The sequence below is a fragment of the Actinoplanes teichomyceticus ATCC 31121 genome (assembly GCF_003711105.1).
Taxonomy (GTDB): Bacteria; Actinomycetota; Actinomycetes; order Mycobacteriales; family Micromonosporaceae; genus Actinoplanes; species Actinoplanes teichomyceticus.
This window is the reverse complement of sequence record NZ_CP023865.1, coordinates 2,676,065-2,699,972: the sequence shown is the minus strand read 5'-3', so window position 1 is coordinate 2,699,972 and position 23,908 is coordinate 2,676,065. Positions and strand designations below refer to the sequence as shown.

The window sequence follows — 23,908 nt, the reverse complement described above, 5'->3', positions numbered from 1 at the left end:
CGGCCGCGAGACCTTACGAGCGGGCGCGCGACGCGGTCCCTGCGGCGGGCGGAGGGTTATGCCGGGTCGGCGAGGCGGCCGTCGCGGAGGGTCAGGACCCGGTCGGCACGGTCGATGAGGCTCGGGTCGTGGGTGGCGACCAGGGCGGTCATCCCGCGGGCGTCGACCACGGCGCGGAGCAGGTCCATGATGGCGCGGCCGGTGTCGGAGTCCAGCTGGCCGGTCGGCTCGTCGGCGATCAGCAGGTCCGGATCGTTGGCCAGGGCACGGGCCAGGGCGACCCGCTGCTGCTGGCCGCCGGAGAGCTCGCCGGGACGCTGGTTCGCCTGGCCGCCCAGACCGACCAGTTCGAGCAACACGGCGACCCGCTCGTCGCGGCCGCGCGGGTCACGCCCGGCCAGGCGCATCGGGACGCTGACGTTCTCGGCCGCGGACAGGATCGGGATCAGCCCGAACGACTGGAAGACGAAGCCGATCGTGTCCCGGCGCAGCTGGAGCAGGTCGGCCTCGGCCGCGCCGGTGACGTCGCGCCCGGCCACGGTGATCGTGCCGGCGGTCGGGCGGTCCAGGCCACCGATCAGGTTGAGCAGGGTGGTCTTGCCCGCGCCGGACCGGCCCCGGACGGCGACCAGCTCCCCCTTGCCGGCGGTGAACGACACCCCGGCCAGGGCGTGCACCACGCGCTCGCCGGCACCGTAGTCCCGGGCCAGGCCGGACACCTCGACGACGCTCATGCGGGCTCCTCCGGGTCCGTGCCGGCGGTGCCGGGACGGATCTCGACGTGGTCGGGTTCCAGGTTCAGCCGGACCCGGTCGCGCAGGCTCAGCGCGTCGACGAACGCGGCCGGCAGCTGCAACCGGCCGGCCCGGTCCAGCACGGCGTACTCCTGCGAGACGTGGTGTTCGGTGCCGTCGGCGGCGCGGCGGGCCGATCGGCGTACCTCGGAGGCGGTCTTGCCGTCGCGGATCGCGACCGCCCGGCGGACCTGGCCGGCGACGTTGTGGTCGTGGGTGACCACCACGACCGTCACCCCGAGCTCCGCGTTGACCGTGCGCAGCGCCCCGAACACCTCGTCCGCGGTGGCCTCGTCGAGCTCGCCGGTCGGCTCGTCGGCGAACAGCACCTCCGGATCGTTGGCCAGCGCCACCGCGACCGCGCAGCGCTGCTGCTCGCCGCCGCTCATCTCGGCCGGGCGCCGGCCGGCCTTCTCCGCGACCCCGACCATCTCCAGCAGCTCCTCGGCGCGGCGCCGGCGCCGGGCGCCGGCCAGGCGCATCGGCAGCTCGACGTTCTCCCGGGCGCTCAGGTACGGCAGCAGGTTACGCGCCGTCTGCTGCCAGACGAAGCCGACGATCCGGCGGCGGTACTCCAGGCGCCGCTTCGCGGTCATCCCGAGCAGGTCGTAACCGGCCACCCTGGCCAGCCCGGCGGTCGGCTCGTCCAGCCCGGACAGGATGTTGAGCATGGTGGACTTGCCGGAGCCGGAGGCGCCCACGACGGCGAGCAGCTCGCCGCGGTCGACCACCAGGTCCAAGCCCTGCAGGGCCATCACCTCGACACCCTCGGTCCGGAAGATCCGCACCAGAGCGTCGCAGACGATGTGCCCGCTGAGCCGGTCCTGCCCGCCCGCACGGGCCGCGGCGCGCTCGGCCGCCCGCCTCTCCAGATCGGCGAGATCGGTCACGGCTGCTCCCCCGCTCGCGGCCGCACAGGCCGGTCCGTCACGACTGCTCCTCTCCCAGCCGCAGCACCGTGCCCAGGCGCAGGCGGCGGTTGGCGACGTTCTCCACGACCAGCGCGGCGACCACCGCGACCACCGCGACCGCGAGCACCCCGCCGGCGAACCACGGGTCCAGGCTGGTGCCGACGGTCACCCCGGCGGTGAAGCCGCTGAGTCCGAGCGCGGCCCCGATCAGCGCCGGCAGCACGAACCCGGCGACGCCCCCGGCCAGCACCGCCACCGTGATCAGCGGGACGAGCTCGAAGACCAGCAGGCGGCGGCCCTGCGCCGGGGACAGGCCCATGGTGCGCAGCCGCGACAGCGTACGCCCGCGCGACGGCGCGCCGGTCAGCACCGCGAGCACGACCGCGGTCAGCGCCAGCGCGGCGGACGCGATCATCCCGGCGGTGAAGGTGAAGCTGAGCACGCCGTCCACGCCGCGCTGCTCCAGTCCGGCGCGGTACGCCGCCCGGGTGGTGACGGTGGCCGGCGCGGCCAGTTGCGACTGCTCCACCGGTGTGCCGGTCAGCGCCTGCAGCTGGGCGCGCTGGCCGGCGTCGGCGGTCGCCCGCACCTGATCGATGTCGAAGCCGGACCCGTCCACGAGGATCCGGTTCGGCAGGATCGGCGCGAAGTCCGGGACCGGCATGGCCTGCTGGGGCAGCACCAGGAAGTCCCGCGCACCGGCGCCGAGCCCGGGCATGGTGTCGCGGACCTCCGCGACGGTGAACCGATACGGGCGCCCCAGCACCTCCACCGTGCCGCCGGCGCCGATCTGCCGGGCCAGCCGCGGCGAGACGACCGCGGGCACCGGGTCACCGCCGGGCCGGGCCCCGGTCAGCGCGGCCGGCAGGTCCAGTCCGGCGACGCCGGCGTCGAGCACCACCGCCTGGGTCTGGGTGAGGGTCGCGCTGGAGTCGCCGCGCACCGACGCGCCCGGGTAGAACAGGGCCGCGACGGCCCGGTCGACGTGCGGCAGCGCGGCGACCCGCTGGGCGATGTCCGGGGTGAACCGGTAGCCGGCGACCATCGCGTCGGCGGGCACGGCCAGCTGCGCGGCCCGGTCCCGGGCGGCGTCGACGGTGCTGGTCACGGCGCCGGTGAACAGGCCGGTGGCGATCGCCACGACCAGCACGGCGAGCGGCCCGGGGTGCAGCGGGGCGCGGGCGGCGGCGCTGAGACCGAGGAAGGCCGTGGCGCCGCGGGCGCGGGCGGCCAGCTTCCCGGCCCGGCGCAGCGGGAACGGCACGACGCGCAACGCCACCACCGAGGCGGCCAGGGCGAGCAGGACCGGCGCGCCGATCAGGTACGGGTCCACCCCCGCCCCGGCGTCCAGCCCGCGACGGCGCAGCAGGTAGATCGCCCCGGCCGCGAGCACCACCAGGAACGCCTCGGCGGTGAGCCGGCGCGCCGAGGGCCGCAGCGCGGAGGCGTCCAGGCGGTGCCCGGAGAACGCCGGGCGCCGGGCGGCCAGCGCCGCGCAAACCGGGGCGGCCAGCACCGCGAGCAGCGCCACCGCCGCGACCAGCAGCGGCTCCACCTCGTCCGGGCGGCCGGGCACGAGCACCCCGGCCAGCCAGCCGGCGGCGACCGCGGCCGGGACCGCGATCAGGGTCTCGCGCAGGGTCCGGCCGGCGACCGTGCGCACCGCGCCGCCCCGGGCGCGCAGCAGCGCGAACTCGGTGCGCCGCCGGTCGGTCATCAGCCGCGCGGCGAGCAGGATCAGCCCGGCCGCGGTGGCCAGGATGCCGGCCTGCACCACGGCGAGCAGCGCCCGCACCGCGCGGACCTGGGCGTCGAACCCGGCGAGCGTGTTGTCCAGGCTGCTCTGCAGCGAGGTCCGTTCCGGCGGCTCGCGCCGCGCCAGCGCGACCGCCCGGGTCAGCGCGGCCACCCGGTCAGCGGTGATCCGGTCCTCGGCCAGCCGGTACCGCCACCGGTCGCTGAGCCCGGCGAGGCCGGTGCCGGCCCGCACCGCGCCGGCCCGGTCGGTGAGCAGCACCGCCTGGTCGCGGATGCCCTCGCGCGGGTCGGGGCAGGCGCCGACGGTCAGTGCCTGGTCGGCCCAGATCGGGTCGCCCGGATCGGCGCGGGTGAACAGGCCGGCGACCCGGGCGTCGGTCTGGCCGTACCGGGCGGTCAGGTGGACCCGGTCGCCGACCCGCACGCCGAGCGCCGCCGCCGCGTCCCGTTCCGCGATCACCTCGGGCAGGTCGCCGGACCGGGCCGCCCGGCCGGCGACGATGGTGACGGCCCGGTCCGCGCCGGTCTGCCAGCGGACCGTCACCACGTCGGGGCAGACGCCGGGGGTGACGCCGGCCGGGACGATGCTGGACTGCGGGGTCTCGGCGATGTACCAGGCGCCACCGATCAGCTCGCCGAGCGGGGCGGGCAGGCCGCGCCGGTACGACTCCAGCTCACGGTCGCCGTACCCGCCGCTGACCTCCCCGATCCGGCTCGCGGTCTGGAAGGTGAGGTCGCGGGAGCTGGCCTCCAGCTTGCCGATGTCGCCGCGCAGGCCGGCGTCGGTGCGGCCGTTGGCCAGCCGGGCCGGGCCGGAGACCAGGAACGCGGTCAGCGCGCCGAGCACGGCGAGCAGGGCCAGCTGGCCGGCGAAGGCGCGGACCCGCCGCAGCGGCGTCATCGGTCCGCCCCCAGCCGGAGGCGGGCCGCCGGCAGCCGCCGGGTGGCGGATCCGGCGGTGATCACGCTGACCGCGAGAGCGACCGCGACCAGCAGGGCCGCGCTGCCCAGCGTGCGTCCCCAGAGGACCTGCGGCAGCGCGTCGGGCACCGGCCGGGCGGCCGCCGGGGTCAGCACCAGCAGCGGGGCCATCGTGGCGGCCACCAGCAGTCCGACGCCGAGGCCGGCGAGCGCGCCGAGCCCGGCCAGCAGCGCCTGTTCGACCACCAGCGAGCGGGCCAGCAGCCGCGGCCCGGCCCCCAGGGTGTGCAGCACGGCCAGCTCCACCGCCCGGTGCCGGGCGGTGGCCCGGGCGTCGGCGGCGATGCCGGCCGCGGCGAGCAGCATCGCCCCGAGCGCGGCGCCGAAGAGCGCGATCCGGGCGGCGGACCCGAACGGGTCGGCGCCCGAGGCGAGTTCGCGGCGGTCGAGGACGCGCAGGCCGGAGAGGCCGCCCGTGCCGGTGGGCCGCCCGCCGATCCACCACTCGCCGGTGTCGCGCACGATGCCGAAGCTCCAGAACAGCCGGGCGTCCAGGGCGGTGCGGTCGACCAGGACGGCGGCGCTGCGCGTGGTGCCGGGCACCCGGTCGATCGTGGCGACGACGGTGACCCGCACCGCCACGCCGCCGATGCTGAGCGAGCCGACCGTGCTGAGCGCCTCGCGGGCGGCCCTGGTGACCGCCACCGGCACCACGCGCGGCGGGGCCGGGCCGGTCACCGTGAGCGCTTCGGTGACCTCGAACGTGCCGTCGGCGGCGGGCTGGACGGTCAGGCCGGTCTGCGCGAGGCCGCGCCACCGGACGTCCTGGCCGGTGATCCGCCAACGCACCGGCGCGGCATCCAGCGACTGAACCTTGAAGCCGAGCAGGCCGGGGCTGCCCGCCGCGACGGTCACCGGCCGGCCCCGGTCGCTGACGCCGAGGTCGACGCGGCGACCGCCGGTGAAGACCGCGATCGTGCGGGCCGGGCCGGAGGTGCTGATCCGGCCGGCCCGCAGGGTGGCGGCGGGGGCCGGACCGGCGGCCGCGGCGAGCGTGGCGAGCAGCTCGCCGGGCGGCCCGCCGGTGGCATCCCGGCGGGCCTGCACCACGCCGGTGGCCGCGGCCGCATCGATCGCGACCAGCTCGGCCGGGTCGGTGCCGGCGGTCATCGGGACCCCGTCGCGGTAGGCCGGCACCACGGCGCCGGCGCCGGGCAGGGCGGCGAGCTGTTCGGCCCGGCCGGGCGGTGCGGCGCCGCCGGCCTCGACCAGCCGCAGCTCCGCGCCGACCCGTTGGACCGCCTGGTCGGCGCGGGACTGCTGGACGGTGGCGGCCAGGCACCAGGAGACGGTGGCGGCGGCGACCGCGAGGGCGAGCATCACCATCGGCCCGGCGTGCGCGCGGCGGCCGGCCTGCCAGGCGCCGAGCAGCCCGGCGCGGGCGCGGCCGCGACCGAGCCGGGCGGCGGTGAGCCGGGCCACCGGCGGCAGCAGCCGGACGGCGAGGACCGCGCCGGTCAGCACGCCGAGGGTGGGCGCGGCGGCCAGCAGCGGGTCGATGCCGAGACCGCCCGCGCCGGTCGGCGCCGAGTACTGCCGCAGCTGCAGCCAGGCCAGCACGGCGAGAGCGACGACGGCCAGGTCGAGTCCGGCCCGGCGCAGCGCCGGGAGGCGGTTGCGGCCGGCCGTCTCGGCCACGTAGGTGCCGCCGCGGCGCAGCGCCGGGGCGGTCAGGGCCACCATGCCGCCCGCGGCGACCAGGGCGGTGACCAGCCAGACCCCGGCGTCCAATGCGGTCTGCGGGTATCGCAGGCGCAGCAGGGCGGTCGCGGCCGGCGGGCCGATCAGCGCGGCCGGCACGACCAGCGCCAGGCCCTCGGCGGCGGCCAGCCCGGCGAGCTGGCGCCGGGAAGCGCCACGGGCGCGCAGCAGGGCGGTCTCGCCGCGGCGCGACTCGGCGAGCAGCGCGGCGACCAGGGTCAGGGCGTACCCGCCGAGGACCACGATCAGCAGCATCGGGGTGACCATGGTGGAGCGGCGGACCAGGTCGGCGCGTTCCAGGCGGTCGGCCAGCTGCGGCAGGCCGGTGGTCACCGTCGCCGAGGTGCCCAGGCCGGAGGTCCGCGGCAGGTCCGCGCCGGTCGCGGTGAGGGTCTCCGACGTACGCCGGACCAGCCCGATCGTCGGCTCGGTGAGATCCGGCTCGACGAGCCAGCCGGCCGACGCCCCGGCGGCGAAGAACCCGGGGTCGCTGCTGACGATCGGGCCGTACGTCGCGGTCTGCGGCCGGCGCCCACCGGCCACGTCCGGGGTGAGCAGCCAGTACGGGTCGGCGGCGTCGCGGGGCCGCCAGATCCCGCTGACCCGGCGGGCCACCACCCGCCCGCTCCGGCGGTCCTCCAGCCGCAGTGTCGTCCCGCTGGTGAGGCCGAGCGCCGCGGCGGCCGGTTGCGCCAGGCTGACCTCCCGGGTCCCGGACGGCCACCGGCCGGACACCAGCTCGGCGTGCCGGGACAGGTCGTCGAGCCGGGTCATCGAGGCGTAGACGGCGCCGGAGGAGTCCGGGACCGCGCTGCCGGTGGCGCCGCGCACGGCCCAGCCGGAGCCGTACCGGGCGGCGCTCACCCGCGCGGGCGCGTACGCGTCGCGCACGCCGCGGTCGCGCGCCGGCGGGTCGGCGCCGGGAGCGCCGCGCACCAGCACGGAGCGTTCGGCCGGGTCGGCGGCGGCGACCGCGGCGCGCACCCCGGCGCCGGCCGAGACGGTGGCGTACGCGGTGAGGCCGGCCAGCAGCAGCACCGCGGCGAGCATGACCGCGGCCGCCGCGGCGAGCAGCCCCCGGGCCGCCGCCGCCCGCCGGACGATCAGCGCCATCGGCGCCCCGGTTCGAGCATGCGGCGGATCTTGCCAGACCGGGGCGGCGTACGGGTGCCCGCATCCGCACGCCGTCCCTTTTCACCGGTTCCGGGCTACGGCTGGCTGCGCGGGCTCTGCGGGTCGAGGGTGTCGATGAATTCGTGCGGGTCGTGCACCGCGGTGGTGCGGCGCGCCGCGTCGGCCTCGGCCTTGAGCTGGGTGGCCACCGTCGCCGCCTGGGCGCCCGGGATCCGCGCCACGGTGGCGTACGCCTGCTCGGCCAGCGCGTACGCGGCCCGGTACCGGTGCGCGGCGAACGCCTTGACGGCCAGTCCGAGCAGGGCGTCGGCCGCCTTGAGCGCGGTGCGGCCACGGCCGGCCGGGACGGTGGCGGCCACCCGGTTCGCCGCCTCCCAGTACGCGGCGGTCAGGAAGCGGTCGCTGTTGTCCCGGTCGAACTGGCTGAAGTCCCAGTTGAGGTCGATGTAGCTCATCATCGAGTTGTTCTCGTCGCCGGCGTTGGCGAACTGGAACTCGCCGGACGGCGCGTAGTCCACCCCGGTGGCGCTGTCGTAGCCGTCGTGCGGGTGCGACATGCCCAGGTGGTGGCCCACCTCGTGGATCTGGGTGGTGGTCAGGCCGTAGCCGAGCTCGACGACCTCCGGCGAGATGAAGTTGAAGACGTACGTCTGGTCGCCGGTGCGGTAGTCCTCGGCGGCGTACCCGAGCCCGGGCACCCCGACGCCCTCGGCGACCGCGTAGTTGAAGACCGGCACCTCGTAGCCGGCGTCGCCGTCGAGGACGCCGTCGAGGTGCCGGCTCTGGTAGAGGTAGAGGTTGGCCACCGCCGGGTAGCCGGTCTCCGGGAAGCAGGACTCGTCGTTCAGCACCGCCACGTAACAGGCCTGGTTCTCCGCGGTGTAGGGCAGGTCCTGCTGGTCGGTGGAGATCCGGTTGCGCCAGCGCAGCTCGGACAGCTCCGCGGTGACCAGGTCGGGCCGCAGGTAGCGCGTCGAGGCGTCGACGCCGGGCCAGCCCTCGTAGGTGTTGCTGTCCACGTCGATCGCCCGCGGCAGTCCGGCGCCGGGCAGCTCGACCGGGTAGAGCGGGGACGTGGTCATCAGCAGGTTCAGCGCGACGTACCGGGTGATCCGGGCCAGGTCGCCGGCGAGCTCGGCCGGGTCACGGTAGCCGCCCTCGGTGTACTCCCAGGTGGGTGGCATCCGGTAGTCGGGCACGCCGTCGCCGTCCACGTCGGCGTTGTCCACGTCGTAGTTCGACGTCCAGGACTCCGGGCCGGCCGACAGGTCGTGGAACCACACCCGCCGGGTGGCGCCCAGGCCGGTCTCCTCGTCGTCGGCGGTGGTGCCGCCCCATGCGATGATCTTGCGGCTGTCCCGGTTGGCGCCGAAGTCGTAGCCGGTGTCCGGGTCCGGCTCGCCGGTCTTGCTGTAGACGTGGAACTTGAAGTCGCTGCGGCCGTACCAGTTGATGAAGTAGACGGTGTTGCGCCGGGTGTCCACGCCGGCCGGCGGGTGCAGGGCCAGCCACTTCTCCACGCTGGGGGCGTCGATGGTGTGGTTGGCGGTGACGTCCAGCACGTTGTGCTGCTGATCGTTGTACGCCTGCTGATATGCGGTCAGCGGGGCCGGCTCGGCCAGCCTGCCGAGCTGCCCGAAGAACGAGTCCTGGTACGCCCGGCCGGGGTAGGTCAGGCGGTAGTCGTAGGTGTAGGTGATGCCGAGCTTCTCGGTCACGCCGTAGGACAGCCGGGAGCGGACCACCGGTTCGTAGCTCTTCGCCAGGCCGGCGAGGAACCTGCTCCGGTTCGCCTGCGCCGGCGTGTAACCGAGGAACACCACGTTGACCGGAACCTTCTCGGTCAGCCGGGGCTGGCCTGCGGGATCCAGATATCCGAGCCGCGGCGCGGCGCCGGCCGCGCCGACAGGTCCCGCCGACGCCGCCACGAGGGCCACGACGAGCGTCGCGAGGAGGGGGGTTCGCCATCTCATGTGGACACGTTGTCATCCACCACCACCGATGGGAAGGCGTGAAGTGAAGCGAACCACGTCGATGTGACCGGGTTCGCAACCGGCGCCCGCGACAGGACGTCCGACCATTTCGCAACTCTCGCCGAAAGGTACGACGCCCTTTCGGCCATTCGGTCATAATCGCTCGAACAATGGGGGATGTCGTGGAATTCGGCAGTCCCGGGGACGACCCGTGTGCCGTATTACCGGGCACGCCGGCGAGCAGGTCCGGGAAACGCCATCGGGGCGCACCGGAGGGGATGTGCGGAAAGCGCCGCCCGGGGCGGCCTGACAGGCAAAAAACCGGGGGCCGCATCCGGATGGATGCGGCCCCCGGCCGAAAACGATCCCGCTCAGCCCTTCTTCCACGGACCGCCCTGCGGGCCACCCTGCGGACCGCCCTGCGGGCCACCCTGCGGACCGCCGTGGACGTCGTCGTCCCAGCCGTAGACCTTCAGCGCCCAGAAGCCGCGGTGCACGCCCCGCCGGACCTGGAAACACTCGTGGTCCGCCCAGCGGTCGCGCCACTCACCCAGCCGCCCGGCCCGGTGGCAGGCCAGAGGGCTGCGGTAGTAGCCGACGATCGCCTCGCCGAAGCGGGCCTGGGCGTCGGCCCGCTGGACCGCCGCGCTCCGAGCCGGCGGCTGCGGCGCGCCGCTCGACGCGGCCGCCGGAACGGCGCCGGCGGCCAGGCCGGCGGCGGCCGCCACACCGGACAACACGAATCCGCGCATCACCCTGTTCATCTGATCACCTTTTCTGCATGAAAGGTAATTTTCGGACTAAGGGATCATATGGCGCGGCTGGATTCCGGCGCGCCGACACACGAACACGATCGGGTGACCCCGGCTCCCGCGAATCTTTTCGGCCGGCGGCCCGGCCTCTCGGTGGATCATCCCGCAATCGCGAAATGCCGGCGCGGCACGGCAAATCAGCGAAAGAAACGATGCCGGCACCGAAGCGCATCAGCCACTTCGGCCGGCGGTGCCGGCCGAAGTGGCTGCGTCGTTTCCGGGGCGATGCCACGGGCGGGCCGGCCCGCCGTGTCCCGGGCCGGGCCGGCCCGCCCGCGGCGGCCTCAGAAGGTCACGTAGAGCGCCCAGTCGCCGGTGTGCAGGCCGGTGCCCCGGTCGCAGCGGTAGTCCGACCAGTACCTCTTGTCGATGCCCAGCTCGGCCTCCTCCGAGCAGCTGCGCTCGGTCGGATACCAGTCGAAGAACTCCATGGCCGGATAGTCGGTGATGGCCGCCGGATTGACGGCGGCCTCGGCCGACGCCGCACCGGCGGTCCCGGCCAGTCCGGCGCCGACGACCACGCCGGCGACCATCAGCATGCGCATTGTCTTGTTCATCGCAACGAGCCTCTCGGTTTCTCGGGCCGATGCGGCCCGGCAGCGTCCCCGGAAGGCGGCGGAGGATCCCGAATTCATTCGGGCACGGCACCAATTGCGCGAGGGCCGGGGCGCCGGCCGGAAACGACGTCCCGGGCACACGTGCCCGGGGACCGGCCGGCTGCGGACCCCGGCAGGCGTACGGCCGATCCCGCGATCGGGACGGCCGTCCGCACTCAGCCGGTCACCCGTCCCGCGGCGTCAGTCGTCGTCTCCGCCGCCGTGCCGGTCCTCGTCGTCCATCGCGATGTACAGACCCCACTCGTAGCGGTGCTTGCCACGGCCCTGATCACACGAGAAGTCGTACCACTCGTCACGCTGCTCACCCTTGTTGCCGGCCTTCTTGCACGCCGACTTCGAGCCGTACCAGTCGTAGAACTGCAGCTCGTCGGGGTCGTCGTGGCCGGACGCCACCTGCTGGACAGCGGTCGGGGCAGTCCGCGGGACCGCCGAGGCCGCGCCGGCGCCGACGCTCAGCGCGGCGGCGGCGGTGATTCCGGCGGTGAGCACCATGCGGGTCACGTGCTTCATGATTGTCGATTCCTCTCCGTTGGCTCTTGCCGAGTCGAGTCGATGCTAAAAGGTTCCCGACAAGGGCTTCCCGAGGTTTCCGGAATCAGATTCCGAGCGACCGCGACTACGGTATGGTTCCGCAAATCATCGCGGAAAACCGCGGACCTATCGACCCGCAATGGGTACGACCGGAAAGGGGCCCGGGCGCGCGACCGCGCCCGGGCCCCGGTGCTGCCGGAGGGTCACACCGCGATCGTGCGCCGCGCCGCCGGGCGCAGGTAGACCACCCAGGTGACCAGCACGCAGAGCGCGTAGAACCCGATGAAGCCCAGGTACGCCGCGTCCGCGTCCCGGTACGTCAGGAACGACTGCCGGAAGGCCAGGTTGACCAGCACCCCGCCGACCGCCCCGATCGCGCCGGCGATGCCGATCACCGCGCCGGAGATGCGCCGCGCCTGGTGCTCGTCGCCCGCGTACTTCGCCTTGAAGATCGCCGGGATCATCTTGTACGTCGACCCGTTGCCCAGTCCACTGAGGATGAACAGGCTGGTGAACCCGGCCAGGTACAGCGGCAGCGACCGTTGCTGCGCCGCCACCAGCACGGTGGACGCGCCCGCCGCCATCGCGATGAAGTTGACGAAGGTGACCCGCGCGCCGCCGAGCCGGTCGGCCAGCGCGCCGCCGACCGGGCGGATCAGCGAGCCCAGCAGCGGCCCGAGGAAGGTCAGGTAGGCCGCCTTGATCGGGGTGTCGAACCGGTCGGCGAACTGCACCTGCAGCACCTGGCCGAAGGCGAACCCGAAGCCGATGAACGAGCCGAACGTGCCGATGTAGAGCAGCGACATGACCCAGGTGTGCGACTCGCGCACCGCGTCACGCATCCCGCGCTTCTCGTTGCGGGCCTGCGACAGGTTGTCCATCCAGATCGCCGAGGCGACAGTGGCCAGCACGATCAGCGGGATGTAGATGCCGGCCACGATGCCCGGGCGCCCGGCGCCGAAGACGGCGAGCACGAACAGGCCGATCAGCTGGACCGCGGCGACGCCGATGTTGCCGCCCCCGGCGTTGATGCCGAGCGCCCAGCCCTTGTGGCGGTTCGGGAAGAAGGCGTTGATGTTCGCCATCGACGAGGCGAAGTTGCCACCCCCCACGCCGGCCGTGGCGGCCAGGATCAGGCACGTGGTGAACGAGACGCCCGGCTCGATCAGGATCGCCGCCAGGATCGCCGGGACCAGCAGCAGCGACGCGCTGATGATCGTCCAGTTGCGCCCGCCGAAGCGGGCCACGGCGAACGTGTACGGGATCCGCAACCCCGCCCCGACCAGCGTCGGCACCGCGGTGAGCAGGAACTTCTGGGCCGGGTCGAAACCGTACTGCGGGCCCAGGAAGAGCACCATCACCGACCACAGCGACCACACCGAGAAGCCGATGTGCTCGGAGAAGATCGAGAAGATCAGGTTGCGTTTGGCGATCCGGGCGCCGCCGCCGGCCCAGAACGTGGGGTCCTCGGGGCGCCAGTCGTCGATCCAGTGCCCTCGCAGGGAGGCCGCCGCCGGGCGGGTCACCTCGATGGGTTCGACAGTCGCGGTCATGTCACTCTCCGAGAAGGATGCGACCCGCGTCCTCCCGGACCGGGTAGACGCTGATCGGGGGTTGGCCGGACTGGGAGCACCCGGTGGCGAGGTCCCATGCGTACAGGTGCAGGGGGCAGACGACGATCCGGTTGTCGATCTGCCCGTCCGCCAGCGGGCCGCCCTTGTGCGGGCAGACCGCCGAGACGGCGCGCAGCGAACCGTCGCGCAGGCGGAAGACGGCGATCATCTCCCCGTCCACGGCGTAGGTGCGTCCTTCGCCGAGCGGGATGTCGGTGATCGGGCCGAGAACGGTAGGGGTCAGAGTTTTCATGCGCGCACCGGAACCTGGGGAAGAACGGTCAGGGGAAGAGAGGTACGGAACTGGCCGGGCGTGGCGGGTTCGGCACGCTCCTTCCAGGGGTCCTGGTAGGCCTGCACGGCCTCTTCGACCGCCGCGTCCAGAGCGGCCGCGATGCCATCCGCGTCGTCCACGACGATCTGCCGGATCCGGTCGATGCCGATCCGGGGGACGAACGCGTAGGTCCGCTCCAGCCAGTTGGCGTTCTCCCGATAGTACTGGAGGAATCGGCCGGTCAGGGTGATGACTTCGGCCGCGGAGTCCACAGTGGCCAGAAGATCGCCCTTGCGGATGTGGGCGCCGGCCGCGCCGCCGACGTAGATCTCCCACTTACCGCCGTCGATGGCCACCACGCCCAGGTCCTTGACGTACGCCTCGGCGCAGTTGCGCGGGCACCCGGTGACCGCGAGCTTCATCTTGCCCGGACCCTCCAGGCCCTGGTACCGCTCCTCGATCGCGATGCCCAGCGCGGTGGAGTCGCCGACGCCGAAGCGGCAGAAGTCCGAGCCGACACAGGTCTTCACGGTGCGGAAGCTCTTCGCGTACGCGTACCCGGACGGCATGTCCAGGTCGGCCCAGATCGCCGGGAGCTTCTCCTTCGGGATGCCGAGCAGGTCGATGCGCTGGCCACCGGTCAGCTTGACCATCGGCACCTGGTACTTCTCGGCCACCTCGGCGATCCGCTTCAGCTGTGCCGGGGTGGTGACCCCGCCCTTCATCTGCGGGACCACCGAGAAGGTGCCGTCCTTCTGGATGTTGCCGTGCACCCGGTCGTTGATGAAGCGGGCGTCCCGCTCGTCCACGTAGTCGGCGCCCCACATCATCCTGAGCAGCGAGGCCAGGCCCATCTTGCTCTTGGCGTCGTGGGCGCCGCCCGGGACCAGCTTGTCGAAGACCGCCGAGACGCTCTTCAGCCCGTACCTGCGGATCGCGGCCATCAGCTCCGGCTTCGGCATCGGGACGCCGGGGACGTACCAGGAGGCGGCCGGGTCCTCCTCGGCCTCGCCGCCGTTGGCCCACTCGACGATCCGCTGCACCAGCGGCTTGCAGGTGCCGCAGCCCTTGCCGGCCCGGGTCGCGTCCATCACGCCGCTCACCGTCTTGCAGCCGCTGCGCACCGCCCCGCAGATGGCGCCCTTGCTCACCCCGTTGCAGTTGCAGACCTGGGCGTCGTCCGGCATCGACTCGGGCGACTCCTCCACCACCCCACCGATGTCGAAGATCAGCTCGGCGCGCTCCTCGGGCAGCGGCAGCCCCCGGTCGAACGCCTGGATCAGCGACGCCGCCTTGCGGTTGTCACCGACCAGGGTGGCGCCGACCAGCACGTTGTCGCGGATGATCAGCTGCTTGTAGATGCCCTTGCGCGGCTCGTTGTAGACGATCACCTCGTCCGCGTCGCTCTCCGGCTCGCGCAGGCCCATCGACGCGACGTCGATGCCGGCCACCTTGAGCTTGGTGGAGATCTTGGAGCCTTCGTACGCGGCGGCGGGGTTCCGGCCGGTGATGTGGTCGGCCAGCACCTTCGCCTGGTCCCACAGCGGGGCGACCAGGCCGTACAGGTCGCCGCGGTGCTGGGCGCACTCGCCGACCGCGTAGATGTCGTCCTGGCCCTGCACCCGCATCTGGTCGTCGACCACGATGCCCCGCTCGACCGGGAGCCCGCTGCTCGCCACCATCTCGGTGTTCGGCCGGATGCCGGCGGCGACCACCACCACGTCACAGTCGATGACCGTGCCGTCGGCCAGCTTCACCCCGGTGACCCGATCCTTGCCGAGGATCTCGGTGGTCATCGCGTCGACGATGACGTCGATGCCCAGCTTGCTCTCGACGCTGGCCTTGAGCATCTCCCCGGCCCGCTCGTCGAGCTGCATGTTCATCAGATGGCCCATGGCGTGCAGCAGGGTCACGTGGCTGACGTGGTTCTGCAGGCCGCGCGCCGCCTCCAGGCCGAGCAGCCCGCCACCGATCACCACGGCCCGCTCGGCGCGGCGCGCGTAGGTGATCATCCGGCGGGTGTCGTCGAGCGTACGGAAGGCGAAGACACCCTGGTGGTAGCCGCGCTTCGGATTGTGGATGCCCTTGATCGGCGGGGTCCACGAGTAGCTGCCGGTCGCGATGATCAGCTTGTCGTACGGGGTGCCGTTGCCCTCGGCGTCGTAGACCATCCTGGCCTGCGCGTCGATCCGCTCGATCTTGCTGCCGGCGTTCAGCGTGATGCCGTTGTCCCGGTACCACGCCAGGTCGTTGAGGAAGATCCCGTCCTCGGTCTCCACCCCGGCGAGCAGGTTGGAGAGCATGATCCGGTTGTAGTTGCCGTACGGCTCGTCACCGAACATCGTCACGGTGAAGTCCCCGTCCCGGGCGAGGATCTCCTCGACCGTGCGGGCGCCCGCCATGCCGTTGCCGATGACGACAAGTTTCTGAGTCACTGCAGTCGGTCCCTTCTGGCCGGTGTGCACCGCCACGAGAGGAACTCTGTCGGCCCGGCGTTAACCCGGAGGACCACCTACGGTGACGCTGTTGTTCGGAAATCCCTACAACCGGAGCGCACCCGTTGTGACTACAAGCGGCTACCGACAGTTGTGAGCAGAGCGCTGTCGAAACGCCCCAGAACGAGGTCGGCGACCGCGCCGTCGTGGCACAGCGGCGGCGTCACCGAGTCCGCGCCGGCCTCGTGCAGCGAGCGGTAGAACAATCCGTCCGCCAGCAGGTACGCGGCGACCGCGACCCGCCGCGCGCCCTCGGCACGCAGCTGCGCGACCACGTCCGGCACGCGCGGCCCGGCGCCGGAGACGTAACCGACCCGGGCCCGGCCGGGCAGTTGCGCGGCCACCCCGGCCACGTCGGCCCGCCACAGCGGGTCGGACGACCCGGCGGCGGCCAGCACCACCGCGTCGGCCGGCGGCAGGTTGCGGATCAGGCTGGCCAGCAGCGCCGGGTCCGGGCCGAGCGGCGCGGTCACCGGGACGCCGGTGCCGGCCACCGCCTCGGCGATGTCGACCCGCACGTGGTATCCGCAGGACAGCAGCAGCGGCACCACCACCGCGCGCGGGGTGGCCGCAACGACCGCGGCGACCCGGGGCTCCTGCACGTCGACGTAGCACAGCCGGACGTCGAGCCCGGGCCGGCGGCGGGCCACCGCGGCGGCGAGCTCCTGCAGCTCGCGGCGGCCGGTCGCGGACCGGGTCCCGTGCGCGACGGCGATCAGGGTGGTGTCGTACACAGTGGTCTCCTTCACGAGGGAACGGGGTGGAAATCAGCGGGTCATGTCGTGGGTGGGCGCTCGGTCGGCCGCGTCCCCGACCGCGGAACGGTCCGGGCGACGGAACGCTCCGGGCGACGGATGCTCCGGGCGGCGGAACGGTCCAGCCGATGGATGCTCCAGGCGGCGGACGGTCCGGGCGGCGGACGGTCCAGCCGACGGATGCTCCGGGCGATCGATGCTCCGGGCGGCGGACGGTCCGGGCGACGGAACGGTCCGTGGCACCCGGTCAGTCGCGCGCGGCGCCCGGTGCGGGCCGGCGACGCTGTGGGTCGGCGACGCTGTGGGTCGGCGACGCTGTGGGCCCGCGCCCCGGGGGCGTGGCGGCCCGGCACTGCATCAGGCTCGCCAACGGATGCGGGAGAGGCGTCCCGCGGCGCGTCCGGTCAGGCGGCCTCGTCCACCCGCAGGCGGTACCCGCGCTTGATGACCGTCTCGATGTGCTTGCCGGAGCCGAGCGCCGCCCGCAGCCGGGCCACCGCGACGTCGACGGCGTGCCCGTCGTTGCCCCGCGGCAGGGCGGCCGCGAGCTGCTCCTTGGAGACCACCGCGCCGGGGCGGCGGGCCAGCGACGACAGGATCGCCATGGCGGCCGGGGCCAGCGCATGGGTCGCCCCGTCGATCAGCACCGCATGGCCGCGCACCTCCAGGATCGACCCGGCCACCCGCAGCCGTACCGCCCGCCGGGGCAGTTCGTCGGTGACCGTCTTGATCAGCGCGCCGAGCCGGTACCGCTCCGGCATCACCACCGGGACGTCCAGGTCGAGCAGCGGCGACGCGGTCACCGGCCCGACACAGGCGGCCAGCGTGCCGGACCGGAAGGCGGCCGCCACGTCCGCGCCGGCCTCCCCCGCGATCCGCAGGAACGCCTTGACCGCGGGCGCGCTGGTGAAGGTCACCGCGTCCACCTGGCCGGCGGCGACCTGCTCGGTGAGCCGGCGGACCGGGGCGGGGTCGGCGGGCAGCGCCCAGCGGTACACCGGCACCTCGACCACCGCGGCGCCGGCGGCACGCAGCGCGGCGACGAACTCGGTCTGCGGCTCGCCGTGCTCCTGCACCACGATCCGCCGGCCGGCCACGCCGTCGCGCAGCAGCCGCTCCAGCACCTCCTCGGAGGCCTCGGTCTTGGCCGCCCAGTCCTCGGAGAGCCCGGCGGCGCGGATCGCCCCGCACGGCTTCGGTCCTCGGGCGATGATCTTCGCCCCGGTCAGCGAGACGCGCAGCGCGTCGCCCAGGCCCCAGCCCTCGGCCGCCTCCAGCCAGCCGCGGAAGCCGAACCCGGTGGTCGCCACCACCAGGTGTGGTTCCAGGCCGATGCAGGCCTCGGTGGCGGCACGCAGCGCCTCGTCGTCGATCAGCGGCACGATGGTGATCGCCGGCGCGCTCACCACCCGCGCGCCGCGCCGCTCCAGCAGCGCGGTCATCTCGCCGCGGCGCCGCTCCGCGGTGACCGCCACGGTGAACCCGGCCAGTGCGCCCTCGGTCATCCGGTCTCCGTCCTGTGCCGCCGTTTCCGGTGCAAGAGTCCTAAGACTGGATTTCGGGAAAGGTAGGCGAATGTTTCCGTGGTGATAACGGCCGGTCACTTCCCGGACGAATCGGGTTGTGAGCTGCTGATCACCGCGCGATCATCGGGCCGGTCGTCCGCTATCGCGGCTCGTCCGGCTCGGCGACGGTCCGCTGCCACGGCTCGTCCGGCTCGGCGACGGTCCGCTGCCACGGCTCGTCCGGCTCGGCGACGGCCCGCTGCCACGGCTCGTCCGGCTCGGCGAACAGCGAGCCGGTCACCCCGAGGATCCGGCGCACCTCGCTGATCAGGTGGTACGCCGCGACCCGCCCGTCCAGCAGCCCGATCCGGTAGTCGGCGCCCACCTCCGGGTCCCCGGCGATCTGCGGGTCGCGGTATCCGGCAGCCCCGTCCACCCGGCCGGCGTTGTAGGCCACCAGCGCGTCGTCCATCGATCCCTCTCCCCACCCGGCATACATCGGGCGACAATCTCGCACGCGCCCGGACGCCGCGCCCACCGCCCTTCGGGCGTGATCGTCCCGCCCGTCGGCCGGTCCGGTTCGTCCGCCCGGCTGCCGCACACCGGCAACCGAGCCGAAACCGTCCCGCACCCGAGCGACCTCGCTCACGTACGGCGTCCCGCCGCGGGCACGGCCACCCGAGGCGCGGGAGGCGCCCCGGCCACGGACAGCACCCCGGGGCAGCGGAATCCGGCCCGCTCACCGACAGCACCCCGGGGACACCGGAACCCGGCCCGCCCACCGACAGCACCCCGGGGACACCGGAACCCGACCCGCCCACCGGGGACTCAGCGGGGGGCACCGGAACCCGGCCCGCCCACCGGCGACTCAGCGGGGCAGCAGCCCGGAGGCCCTCCAGAGCGCTTTGCCGGGACCGCCGATCAGATCGAGATCGGTCAGGTACGCCACCACCCGCTCCCCCGCCCAGCGCATCGTCTCCCGGTGGTACGGGTTGGCCCACGCCGCCCGGCGCCCCTCCCACGGGTCGATCCCGACCGCCCGGTAGACCCGCGGGTCGACCAGCCGGGTGCCGGTCAGGTACGCCGCCCGCCCGATCACCAGCTTGTCGAACGCGAGCCGGCCCCGGCCGGCCGCCCGGATCTGCCGGGCCAGCTCCTCCCGCGCGTAGCGGACGTGGCGCGCCTCCTCGACCACGTGGATCCGGGAGATCATCCGCACCAGGGGCTGCACGTCCTCGTCGGCCATCGCCTCGCGTTGCAGGGTGTCCAGGATCTCCTCGGCGATCAGGATGGCGGCGAACATCCGCGGTCCGGTGGCGGTGTGCGCGATCCACTGGCCGAGGAACTGGTTGATGCCGTCCGGCCGGTAGACCGGGGTGCCCAGACGGGCGATCATCCGGCCGAACATCACCGAGTGGCGGCACTCGTCGCCGATCTCGGTCAGGGCGTACTGCGCGTGGGCGGCGGTCGGGTCCTGCCTGAAGTAGCCGCGGATCAGCAGCTGCATCAGGATCGTCTCGAACCAGACGCCCAGACCGGCGATGCTGGCCACCTCGTGCTTGGTCAGCTCGATGCGCTGCGCCTCGGTCAGCCGGTCCCAGAGCGCGGTGCCGTAGAGGCTGGAGCGGTGCGGCGGGACGAAGTACTTCCCCTCGGCGAACGGGGCGTCCCAGTCGATCTCGATCTCCGGGTCGTAGGAGTGCTCGGCGGAGGAGCGCAACAGCCGGGTGGCGGTGCGGTCCCGGTCGGGCGGGGTCACTGTCGTCATGGCAGCCCTCCAGGAAGCGGCAGGTGCTTGACGTTACCGGCGGTAACAGTTACTTCTAGTACTATGAAGTCGGTCACTCCCCCCGTCAACACCGACCGCCGCCGCGGCCGCTGGGACGGCCACCGCGAGCAGCGCCGCGCCGAGCTCACCGCCGCGGCGATCGAGGCGATCCGGCAGCACGGGCCGGAGGTCGGCATGGACGCCATCGCCGCGCACGCCGGGGTCAGCAAGCCGGTGCTGTACCGGTACTTCGCCGACAAGTCCGAGCTGTGGCTGGCCGTCGGGCAGCGCGCCGGGGCGCTGGTGCTGGAGGCGATGATCCCGGCGGTCGAGTCGGTCCGTGAGGAGCGGGCCGCGATCGCCGCCGCCATCGACGTCTACCTGGCGCACATCGAGGCCGACCTGAACCTGTACCGGTTCGTGGTGCACCAGCCGGACATCGCCCGGCGCCGCGACGTGGTCGCCGACGTGGTGGACACCGTGGCCAGCGGCCTGGCGCGGATCTTCGGCGACCGGCTGCGGGCCCGCGGGCTCGACTCCGGCGCCGCGCTGCCGTGGGCGTACGGGGTGGTCGGCTACGTGCAGTCGGTCGGCGACTGGTGGCTCCGGCAGCAGCAGCCGATCAGCCGCGAGGCGCTCGGCGAATACCTGACCGCGTTCCTCTGGGGTGGCGTCGCCGGGATCAGCCGCGCCGCCGACACCCCCGGCGGGCTGGCGGCCCAAGCAGAAGGGTGGTCGATACCGTGACCGATGACGAGCAGTACCGGGGACCGGCGACGCTGCGGCTGGACGACGGCCCGGTCGCGGTCGAGGTGCGGATGTCCGCGCGCTTCGAGCCGGTGGAGGGCCGGTTCCGCTGGGCGGGCCGCACCAGTCCGGTCGAGGATCTGCGCGAACGCGTCAGCGGCGGGCTGCGCCGGGCGACCATCGCGATCCCCGGGGCGCCGGAGACGCCGGTGCGGCTGAGCGAGCCCGACCCGTGGGGCGGCGTGCGGATCACCGGCGCGGGCACTCCGCCGTGGTTTCCGGCGAACCCGCCGGCGGTGGCCGGATGAGCGGGGACTTCGATGTGCTGATCATCGGCGCCGGGCTGTCCGGGATCGGCGCCGCGTGGCGGTTGCAGCGGCAGCGGCCGGCCGACACGTACGCGATCCTGGAGGCCCGGGACGCGATCGGCGGCACCTGGGACCTGTTCCGCTACCCCGGGGTCCGCTCCGACTCGGACATGTTCACGCTCAGTTACCCGTTCCGGCCGTGGCGCGAACCGGAGTCGCTGGCGTCCGGCGACAAGATCCGGCGGTACATCGAGGAGACCGCCGAGGAGGCCGGGATCACCCGGCACATCCGGTTCGGCGCGCGGGTGGTCAGCGCGGACTGGTCGGCGGACGCGGCGCGCTGGACGCTGCGGACCGAGGGCGGGGACGTCTACACCGCGAGGTTCCTGTACGCCTGCGCCGGCTACTACAGCTACGCCGCGGGCTACCAGCCGGACTTCCCCGGCCTCGACGAGTTCCGCGGCCGCCTGGTGCACCCGCAGTCCTGGCCGGACGACCTGGACCACACCGGCAAGCGGGTGGTGGTGATCGGCAGCGGCGCGACCGCGGTCACCCTGGTCCCGGCGATGGCGCGGGACGCGGCGCACGTGACGATGCTGCAGCGCTCACCGACGTACGTGATCCCGCTGCCGAACCGCGACGTGTTCGCCGACCTGGCCCGCCGGGTCCTGCCGCCGGCGGCGGCCAACCGGGTCGCCCGGGCCAAGAACATCCTGGTCACCCAGGCCTTCTACCAGCTGGCACGGCGCCACCCGAAGCAGGTCCGCCGGGTGCTGCAGGCCGTGGCCGGCCGGTTCCTGGGCGACCCGGGTTACGTCGAGGAGCACTTCAAGCCCTACTACGAGCCCTGGGACCAGCGGCTGTGCGTGATCCCCAACGGCGACCTGTTCCACGCCATCAGCTCCGGCCGGGCGTCGGTGGTGACCGACCACATCGACGAGTTCGTCCCGGAGGGCGTCCGGCTGCGGTCGGGCCGGGTGCTGGCGGCCGACGTGGTGGTCTCGGCGACCGGACTGTCGCTGCTGCCGGTCGGCGGCGTACGGGTCAGCCTGGACGGCGTGCCGGTCGTCATCGGCGAGCAGGCCGCCTACCGCGGGCTGATGCTCTCCGGGGTGCCGAATTTCGCGTACTGCATCGGCTACGTCAACGCGTCGTGGACGCTGCGCGCCGACCTCTCCCACCGGTACGTGCTCAAACTGCTCGACCACATGGACCGGCACGGCTACGCCGTGGCCACCCCGACCCGACCGGCCGGCACCGGCCGCCCGCTGCTCGACCTCTCGTCCGGGTACGTCCAGCGGGCGCTGGACAGGTTCCCTCGGCAGGGCGACCGGGACCCCTGGCTGGTCCGGCAGAACTACCTGCGTGACGTGCTGGCCACCCCGCGCGCCGACGTCACCCGGGACATGATCTTCGCCCGGCGTACCGCTCCCGTCCCGCACACCGAGGTGGTCTGATGCCCCGTCTCGATCCCTACCGGTTCGCCGGCCGCACCGCCGTCCTCACCGGCGCCGCCAGCGGCATCGGCGAACAGCTCGCCTACGGCCTGGCGCACCGCGGCAGCGACCTGGTCCTGGTCGACGTCGACGGCGCCCGGCTCGACCCGGTCGCCGCCCGGATCCGCGCCGCCCATCCCGGCCTGAGCGTGCAGGCCGTCGTCGCCGATCTCGCCGACCGGGCGGCGGTCGAGGGGCTCGCCGCGCGGGTGCTCGCCGAGCACCCGGCCCTCGGACTGCTGATCAACAACGCCGGCATCGCGCTGGGCGGCCGGTTCGACCAGGTCAGCGTCGAGCAGTTCGAACGCGTCATGAACGTGAACTTCCGGGCCCCGATGCTGCTCACCCACGCGCTGCTGCCGGCGCTGACCGCCCGGCCGGGCAGCCACCTGGTGAACGTGTCCAGCCTGTTCGGGCTGATCGCGCCGCCCGGGCAGAGCGCGTACAGCGCCAGCAAGTTCGCGCTGCGCGGGCTCAGCGAGGCGCTGCGCGGCGAGCTGATCGACAACCGGGTCGGGGTGACCACCGTGCACCCGGGCGGGATCCGTACCCGGATCGCGGAGAGCGCGCTGGTCGGGGCGAACGTGCCGGAGGCGGAGATCGAGCCGAACCGCCGGCTGTTCGCCGCGCTGCTCAGCTTCCCCCCGGAGAAGGCCGCCGAGCAGATCCTGCGGGCCGTCGCCAAGCGCCGGGCGCGCCTGCTGATCGCGGCCAACGCCAAGGCGCCGGACCTGCTGGCCCGGCTGCTGCCGGTCGGTCACGCGAGGATCGTCCGGGCGCTGACGTCCGTCTCGGTCAAGGCGGCCGGGCGCCCGCGGGTGGGTGCGGGCCGATGAACCACCTGGACGTACGCGGTGCCCGCATCCGTGTCCACGAGACCGGTGACCCGGCCGCCCCGCCGGTGCTGCTGCTGCACGGCATCGGCCGCAGCCTGGAGGACTGGTCGTTGCAGCACCCCCGGCTGGACACCGACTACCGGGTGATCAGCATGGACATGCCCGGCTTCGGGCTGTCCCAGCGGATGCCCGAGCCGACCACGCTGCGGGTGCTGGCCGACGGCGTGTGGGCCACCCTGGACGCGCTCGGCGAGACCCGCCCGGTGCACCTGATGGGCAACTCACTGGGCGGCGCGGTGTCGATGACCATGCTGGCCGGCACACCGGAGCGGGTGGCCACGCTGACCCTGGTGAACAGCGCCGGCTTCGGCCGGGAGGTGACCTGGGCGCTGCGGCTGCTGGCGCTGCCCGGGGTGGGGCGGCAGATGCTGCGGCGCATCGACCGGCGCACCGCGCCACGGGTCGAGCGCACCCTGTTCCGGGACCGGGCGCTGGTCACCCCGGAACGGGTGGCGATGGCGATCAGGATCGCCCGGCAACCGGACTTCGCGGCGGTCTACCTGGAGATCGCCAAGGAGCTGGGCGGCTTCCGCGGGGTCGCCCCGGCCTGGCGGTCCACGCTGCTGGCCGCCCTCGCCGAGCTGGCCAGACCCACCATGATCCTGTGGGGTGACCGCGATCTGATCCTGCCCAGCACCCACCTGGCGGCGGCCCGGGCGGCGTTCCCGCACGCCCGGTCCCACATGTTCGCCGACACCGGGCACATGCCGCAGATCGAGCGGCCGGACGAGTTCGCCCGCCTGGTCCGCCCGATGCTCGCCGAGGTGCCGGTCTGAGGCCGGGCGGGCGGCCCGGGGCGGAGTCGCCCGGGTCCCCGCGGCCAGCCGTCGGCATCCCGA

At 73.9% G+C, this 23,908-nt stretch carries 20 protein-coding genes; 5 read left to right on the top strand and 15 right to left on the bottom strand.

Going from position 1 to position 23,908, the window contains the following annotated elements; translation table 11 throughout:
* Positions 1-56 precede the first annotated feature (56 nt).
* The 15 genes from ACTEI_RS12120 to ACTEI_RS12050 form a co-directional block, all read right to left on the bottom strand.
* The gene (locus ACTEI_RS12120; protein ID WP_122977748.1) at positions 57-734 is read right to left on the bottom strand and encodes an ABC transporter ATP-binding protein; all 678 of its coding nucleotides are present in this window, start codon (positions 732-734) and stop codon (positions 57-59) included.
* Complete coding sequence (locus ACTEI_RS12115; RefSeq protein WP_122977747.1) at positions 731-1,684, bottom strand: ABC transporter ATP-binding protein; 954 nt, start codon at positions 1,682-1,684, stop codon at positions 731-733. Before ACTEI_RS12115 ends, ACTEI_RS12120 begins: the two co-directional genes overlap by 4 nt.
* A gap of 37 nt (positions 1,685-1,721) precedes the next feature.
* A complete protein-coding gene (locus ACTEI_RS12110) occupies positions 1,722-4,364 on the bottom strand; it encodes an FtsX-like permease family protein (RefSeq protein ID WP_122977746.1) in 2,643 nt (880 codons plus the stop codon).
* Positions 4,361-7,258, bottom strand: a complete 2,898-nt coding sequence (locus ACTEI_RS12105) for an FtsX-like permease family protein (RefSeq protein ID WP_122977745.1) — start codon at positions 7,256-7,258, stop codon at positions 4,361-4,363. The genes ACTEI_RS12110 and ACTEI_RS12105 overlap by 4 nt, the downstream gene beginning before the upstream one ends.
* Before the next feature lie 95 nt (positions 7,259-7,353).
* Positions 7,354-9,252 (bottom strand): zinc metalloprotease, encoded by a 1,899-nt coding sequence (locus ACTEI_RS12100; protein WP_145830860.1) that lies wholly within the window; start codon positions 9,250-9,252, stop codon positions 7,354-7,356.
* A gap of 371 nt (positions 9,253-9,623) precedes the next feature.
* On the bottom strand, positions 9,624-10,016 hold the full coding sequence (locus ACTEI_RS12095) for a hypothetical protein (RefSeq protein ID WP_122977743.1): 393 nt from the start codon (positions 10,014-10,016) through the stop codon (positions 9,624-9,626).
* A 332-nt stretch (positions 10,017-10,348) separates the two neighbouring features.
* Positions 10,349-10,621, bottom strand: a complete 273-nt coding sequence (locus ACTEI_RS12090) for a hypothetical protein (protein ID WP_145830859.1) — start codon at positions 10,619-10,621, stop codon at positions 10,349-10,351.
* A 240-nt stretch (positions 10,622-10,861) separates the two neighbouring features.
* A complete protein-coding gene (locus ACTEI_RS12085; protein ID WP_122977741.1) occupies positions 10,862-11,191 on the bottom strand; it encodes a hypothetical protein in 330 nt (109 codons plus the stop codon).
* A 224-nt stretch (positions 11,192-11,415) separates the two neighbouring features.
* Entirely contained in the window at positions 11,416-12,765 is a 1,350-nt protein-coding gene (locus tag ACTEI_RS12080) for a nitrate/nitrite transporter (RefSeq protein WP_122977740.1), read from the bottom strand.
* A gap of 1 nt (position 12,766) precedes the next feature.
* Positions 12,767-13,078: a Rieske (2Fe-2S) protein gene (locus ACTEI_RS12075; RefSeq protein WP_122977739.1), complete on the bottom strand. Its 312-nt coding sequence runs from the start codon at positions 13,076-13,078 to the stop codon at positions 12,767-12,769.
* On the bottom strand, positions 13,075-15,534 hold the full coding sequence (gene nirB, locus ACTEI_RS12070; protein ID WP_122977738.1) for a nitrite reductase large subunit NirB: 2,460 nt from the start codon (positions 15,532-15,534) through the stop codon (positions 13,075-13,077). The genes ACTEI_RS12075 and nirB overlap by 4 nt, the downstream gene beginning before the upstream one ends.
* A 131-nt stretch (positions 15,535-15,665) precedes the next feature.
* Entirely contained in the window at positions 15,666-16,328 is a 663-nt protein-coding gene (locus ACTEI_RS12065; protein WP_122982090.1) for a sirohydrochlorin chelatase, read from the bottom strand.
* A gap of 425 nt (positions 16,329-16,753) precedes the next feature.
* Entirely contained in the window at positions 16,754-17,854 is a 1,101-nt protein-coding gene (locus ACTEI_RS12060; protein WP_122977737.1) for a uroporphyrinogen-III synthase, read from the bottom strand.
* A gap of 160 nt (positions 17,855-18,014) precedes the next feature.
* Positions 18,015-18,326, bottom strand: a complete 312-nt coding sequence (locus ACTEI_RS12055; RefSeq protein WP_164465788.1) for a hypothetical protein — start codon at positions 18,324-18,326, stop codon at positions 18,015-18,017.
* Positions 18,327-18,722: 396 nt separating this feature from the next.
* Complete coding sequence (locus tag ACTEI_RS12050; RefSeq protein ID WP_122977736.1) at positions 18,723-19,622, bottom strand: AurF N-oxygenase family protein; 900 nt, start codon at positions 19,620-19,622, stop codon at positions 18,723-18,725.
* A 63-nt stretch (positions 19,623-19,685) separates the two neighbouring features.
* Between ACTEI_RS12050 and ACTEI_RS12045 the strand changes: the two genes are divergently transcribed.
* Genes ACTEI_RS12045 through ACTEI_RS12025 form a run of 5 tightly spaced genes read left to right on the top strand, consistent with a single transcriptional unit; the run spans position 19,686 to position 23,845 of the window.
* A complete protein-coding gene (locus ACTEI_RS12045; RefSeq protein WP_122977735.1) occupies positions 19,686-20,369 on the top strand; it encodes a TetR/AcrR family transcriptional regulator in 684 nt (227 codons plus the stop codon).
* On the top strand, positions 20,366-20,677 hold the full coding sequence (locus ACTEI_RS12040; protein WP_122977734.1) for a DUF4873 domain-containing protein: 312 nt from the start codon (positions 20,366-20,368) through the stop codon (positions 20,675-20,677). Before ACTEI_RS12045 ends, ACTEI_RS12040 begins: the two co-directional genes overlap by 4 nt.
* Complete coding sequence (locus tag ACTEI_RS12035; RefSeq protein WP_122982089.1) at positions 20,674-22,134, top strand: flavin-containing monooxygenase; 1,461 nt, start codon at positions 20,674-20,676, stop codon at positions 22,132-22,134. The genes ACTEI_RS12040 and ACTEI_RS12035 overlap by 4 nt, the downstream gene beginning before the upstream one ends.
* Positions 22,134-23,009: an SDR family NAD(P)-dependent oxidoreductase gene (locus ACTEI_RS12030; RefSeq protein ID WP_122977733.1), complete on the top strand. Its 876-nt coding sequence runs from the start codon at positions 22,134-22,136 to the stop codon at positions 23,007-23,009. The genes ACTEI_RS12035 and ACTEI_RS12030 overlap by 1 nt, the downstream gene beginning before the upstream one ends.
* Positions 23,006-23,845 (top strand): alpha/beta fold hydrolase, encoded by an 840-nt coding sequence (locus ACTEI_RS12025; RefSeq protein ID WP_122977732.1) that lies wholly within the window; start codon positions 23,006-23,008, stop codon positions 23,843-23,845. The genes ACTEI_RS12030 and ACTEI_RS12025 overlap by 4 nt, the downstream gene beginning before the upstream one ends.
* Positions 23,846-23,908: the final 63 nt, after the last annotated feature.

Excerpts from the sequence above, each read along its gene's own strand:
- ACTEI_RS12120 (WP_122977748.1), bottom strand. The coding sequence starts at position 734 with ATGAGCGTCGTCGAGGTGTCCGGCCTGGCCCGGGACTACGGTGCCGGC.
- ACTEI_RS12110 (WP_122977746.1), bottom strand. The coding sequence starts at position 4,364 with ATGACGCCGCTGCGGCGGGTCCGCGCCTTCGCCGGCCAGCTGGCCCTG.
- ACTEI_RS12105 (WP_122977745.1), bottom strand. The coding sequence starts at position 7,258 with ATGGCGCTGATCGTCCGGCGGGCGGCGGCGGCCCGGGGGCTGCTCGCC.
- ACTEI_RS12100 (WP_145830860.1), bottom strand. The coding sequence starts at position 9,252 with ATGAGATGGCGAACCCCCCTCCTCGCGACGCTCGTCGTGGCCCTCGTG.
- ACTEI_RS12095 (WP_122977743.1), bottom strand. The coding sequence starts at position 10,016 with ATGAACAGGGTGATGCGCGGATTCGTGTTGTCCGGTGTGGCGGCCGCC.
- ACTEI_RS12090 (WP_145830859.1), bottom strand. The coding sequence starts at position 10,621 with ATGAACAAGACAATGCGCATGCTGATGGTCGCCGGCGTGGTCGTCGGC.
- ACTEI_RS12085 (WP_122977741.1), bottom strand. The coding sequence starts at position 11,191 with ATGAAGCACGTGACCCGCATGGTGCTCACCGCCGGAATCACCGCCGCC.
- ACTEI_RS12080 (WP_122977740.1), bottom strand. The coding sequence starts at position 12,765 with ATGACCGCGACTGTCGAACCCATCGAGGTGACCCGCCCGGCGGCGGCC.
- ACTEI_RS12075 (WP_122977739.1), bottom strand. The coding sequence starts at position 13,078 with ATGAAAACTCTGACCCCTACCGTTCTCGGCCCGATCACCGACATCCCG.
- ACTEI_RS12060 (WP_122977737.1), bottom strand. The coding sequence starts at position 17,854 with ATGACCGAGGGCGCACTGGCCGGGTTCACCGTGGCGGTCACCGCGGAG.
- ACTEI_RS12055 (WP_164465788.1), bottom strand. The coding sequence starts at position 18,326 with ATGGACGACGCGCTGGTGGCCTACAACGCCGGCCGGGTGGACGGGGCT.
- ACTEI_RS12050 (WP_122977736.1), bottom strand. The coding sequence starts at position 19,622 with ATGACGACAGTGACCCCGCCCGACCGGGACCGCACCGCCACCCGGCTG.
- ACTEI_RS12045 (WP_122977735.1), top strand. The coding sequence starts at position 19,686 with ATGAAGTCGGTCACTCCCCCCGTCAACACCGACCGCCGCCGCGGCCGC.
- ACTEI_RS12035 (WP_122982089.1), top strand. The coding sequence starts at position 20,674 with ATGAGCGGGGACTTCGATGTGCTGATCATCGGCGCCGGGCTGTCCGGG.
- ACTEI_RS12030 (WP_122977733.1), top strand. The coding sequence starts at position 22,134 with ATGCCCCGTCTCGATCCCTACCGGTTCGCCGGCCGCACCGCCGTCCTC.
- ACTEI_RS12025 (WP_122977732.1), top strand. The coding sequence starts at position 23,006 with ATGAACCACCTGGACGTACGCGGTGCCCGCATCCGTGTCCACGAGACC.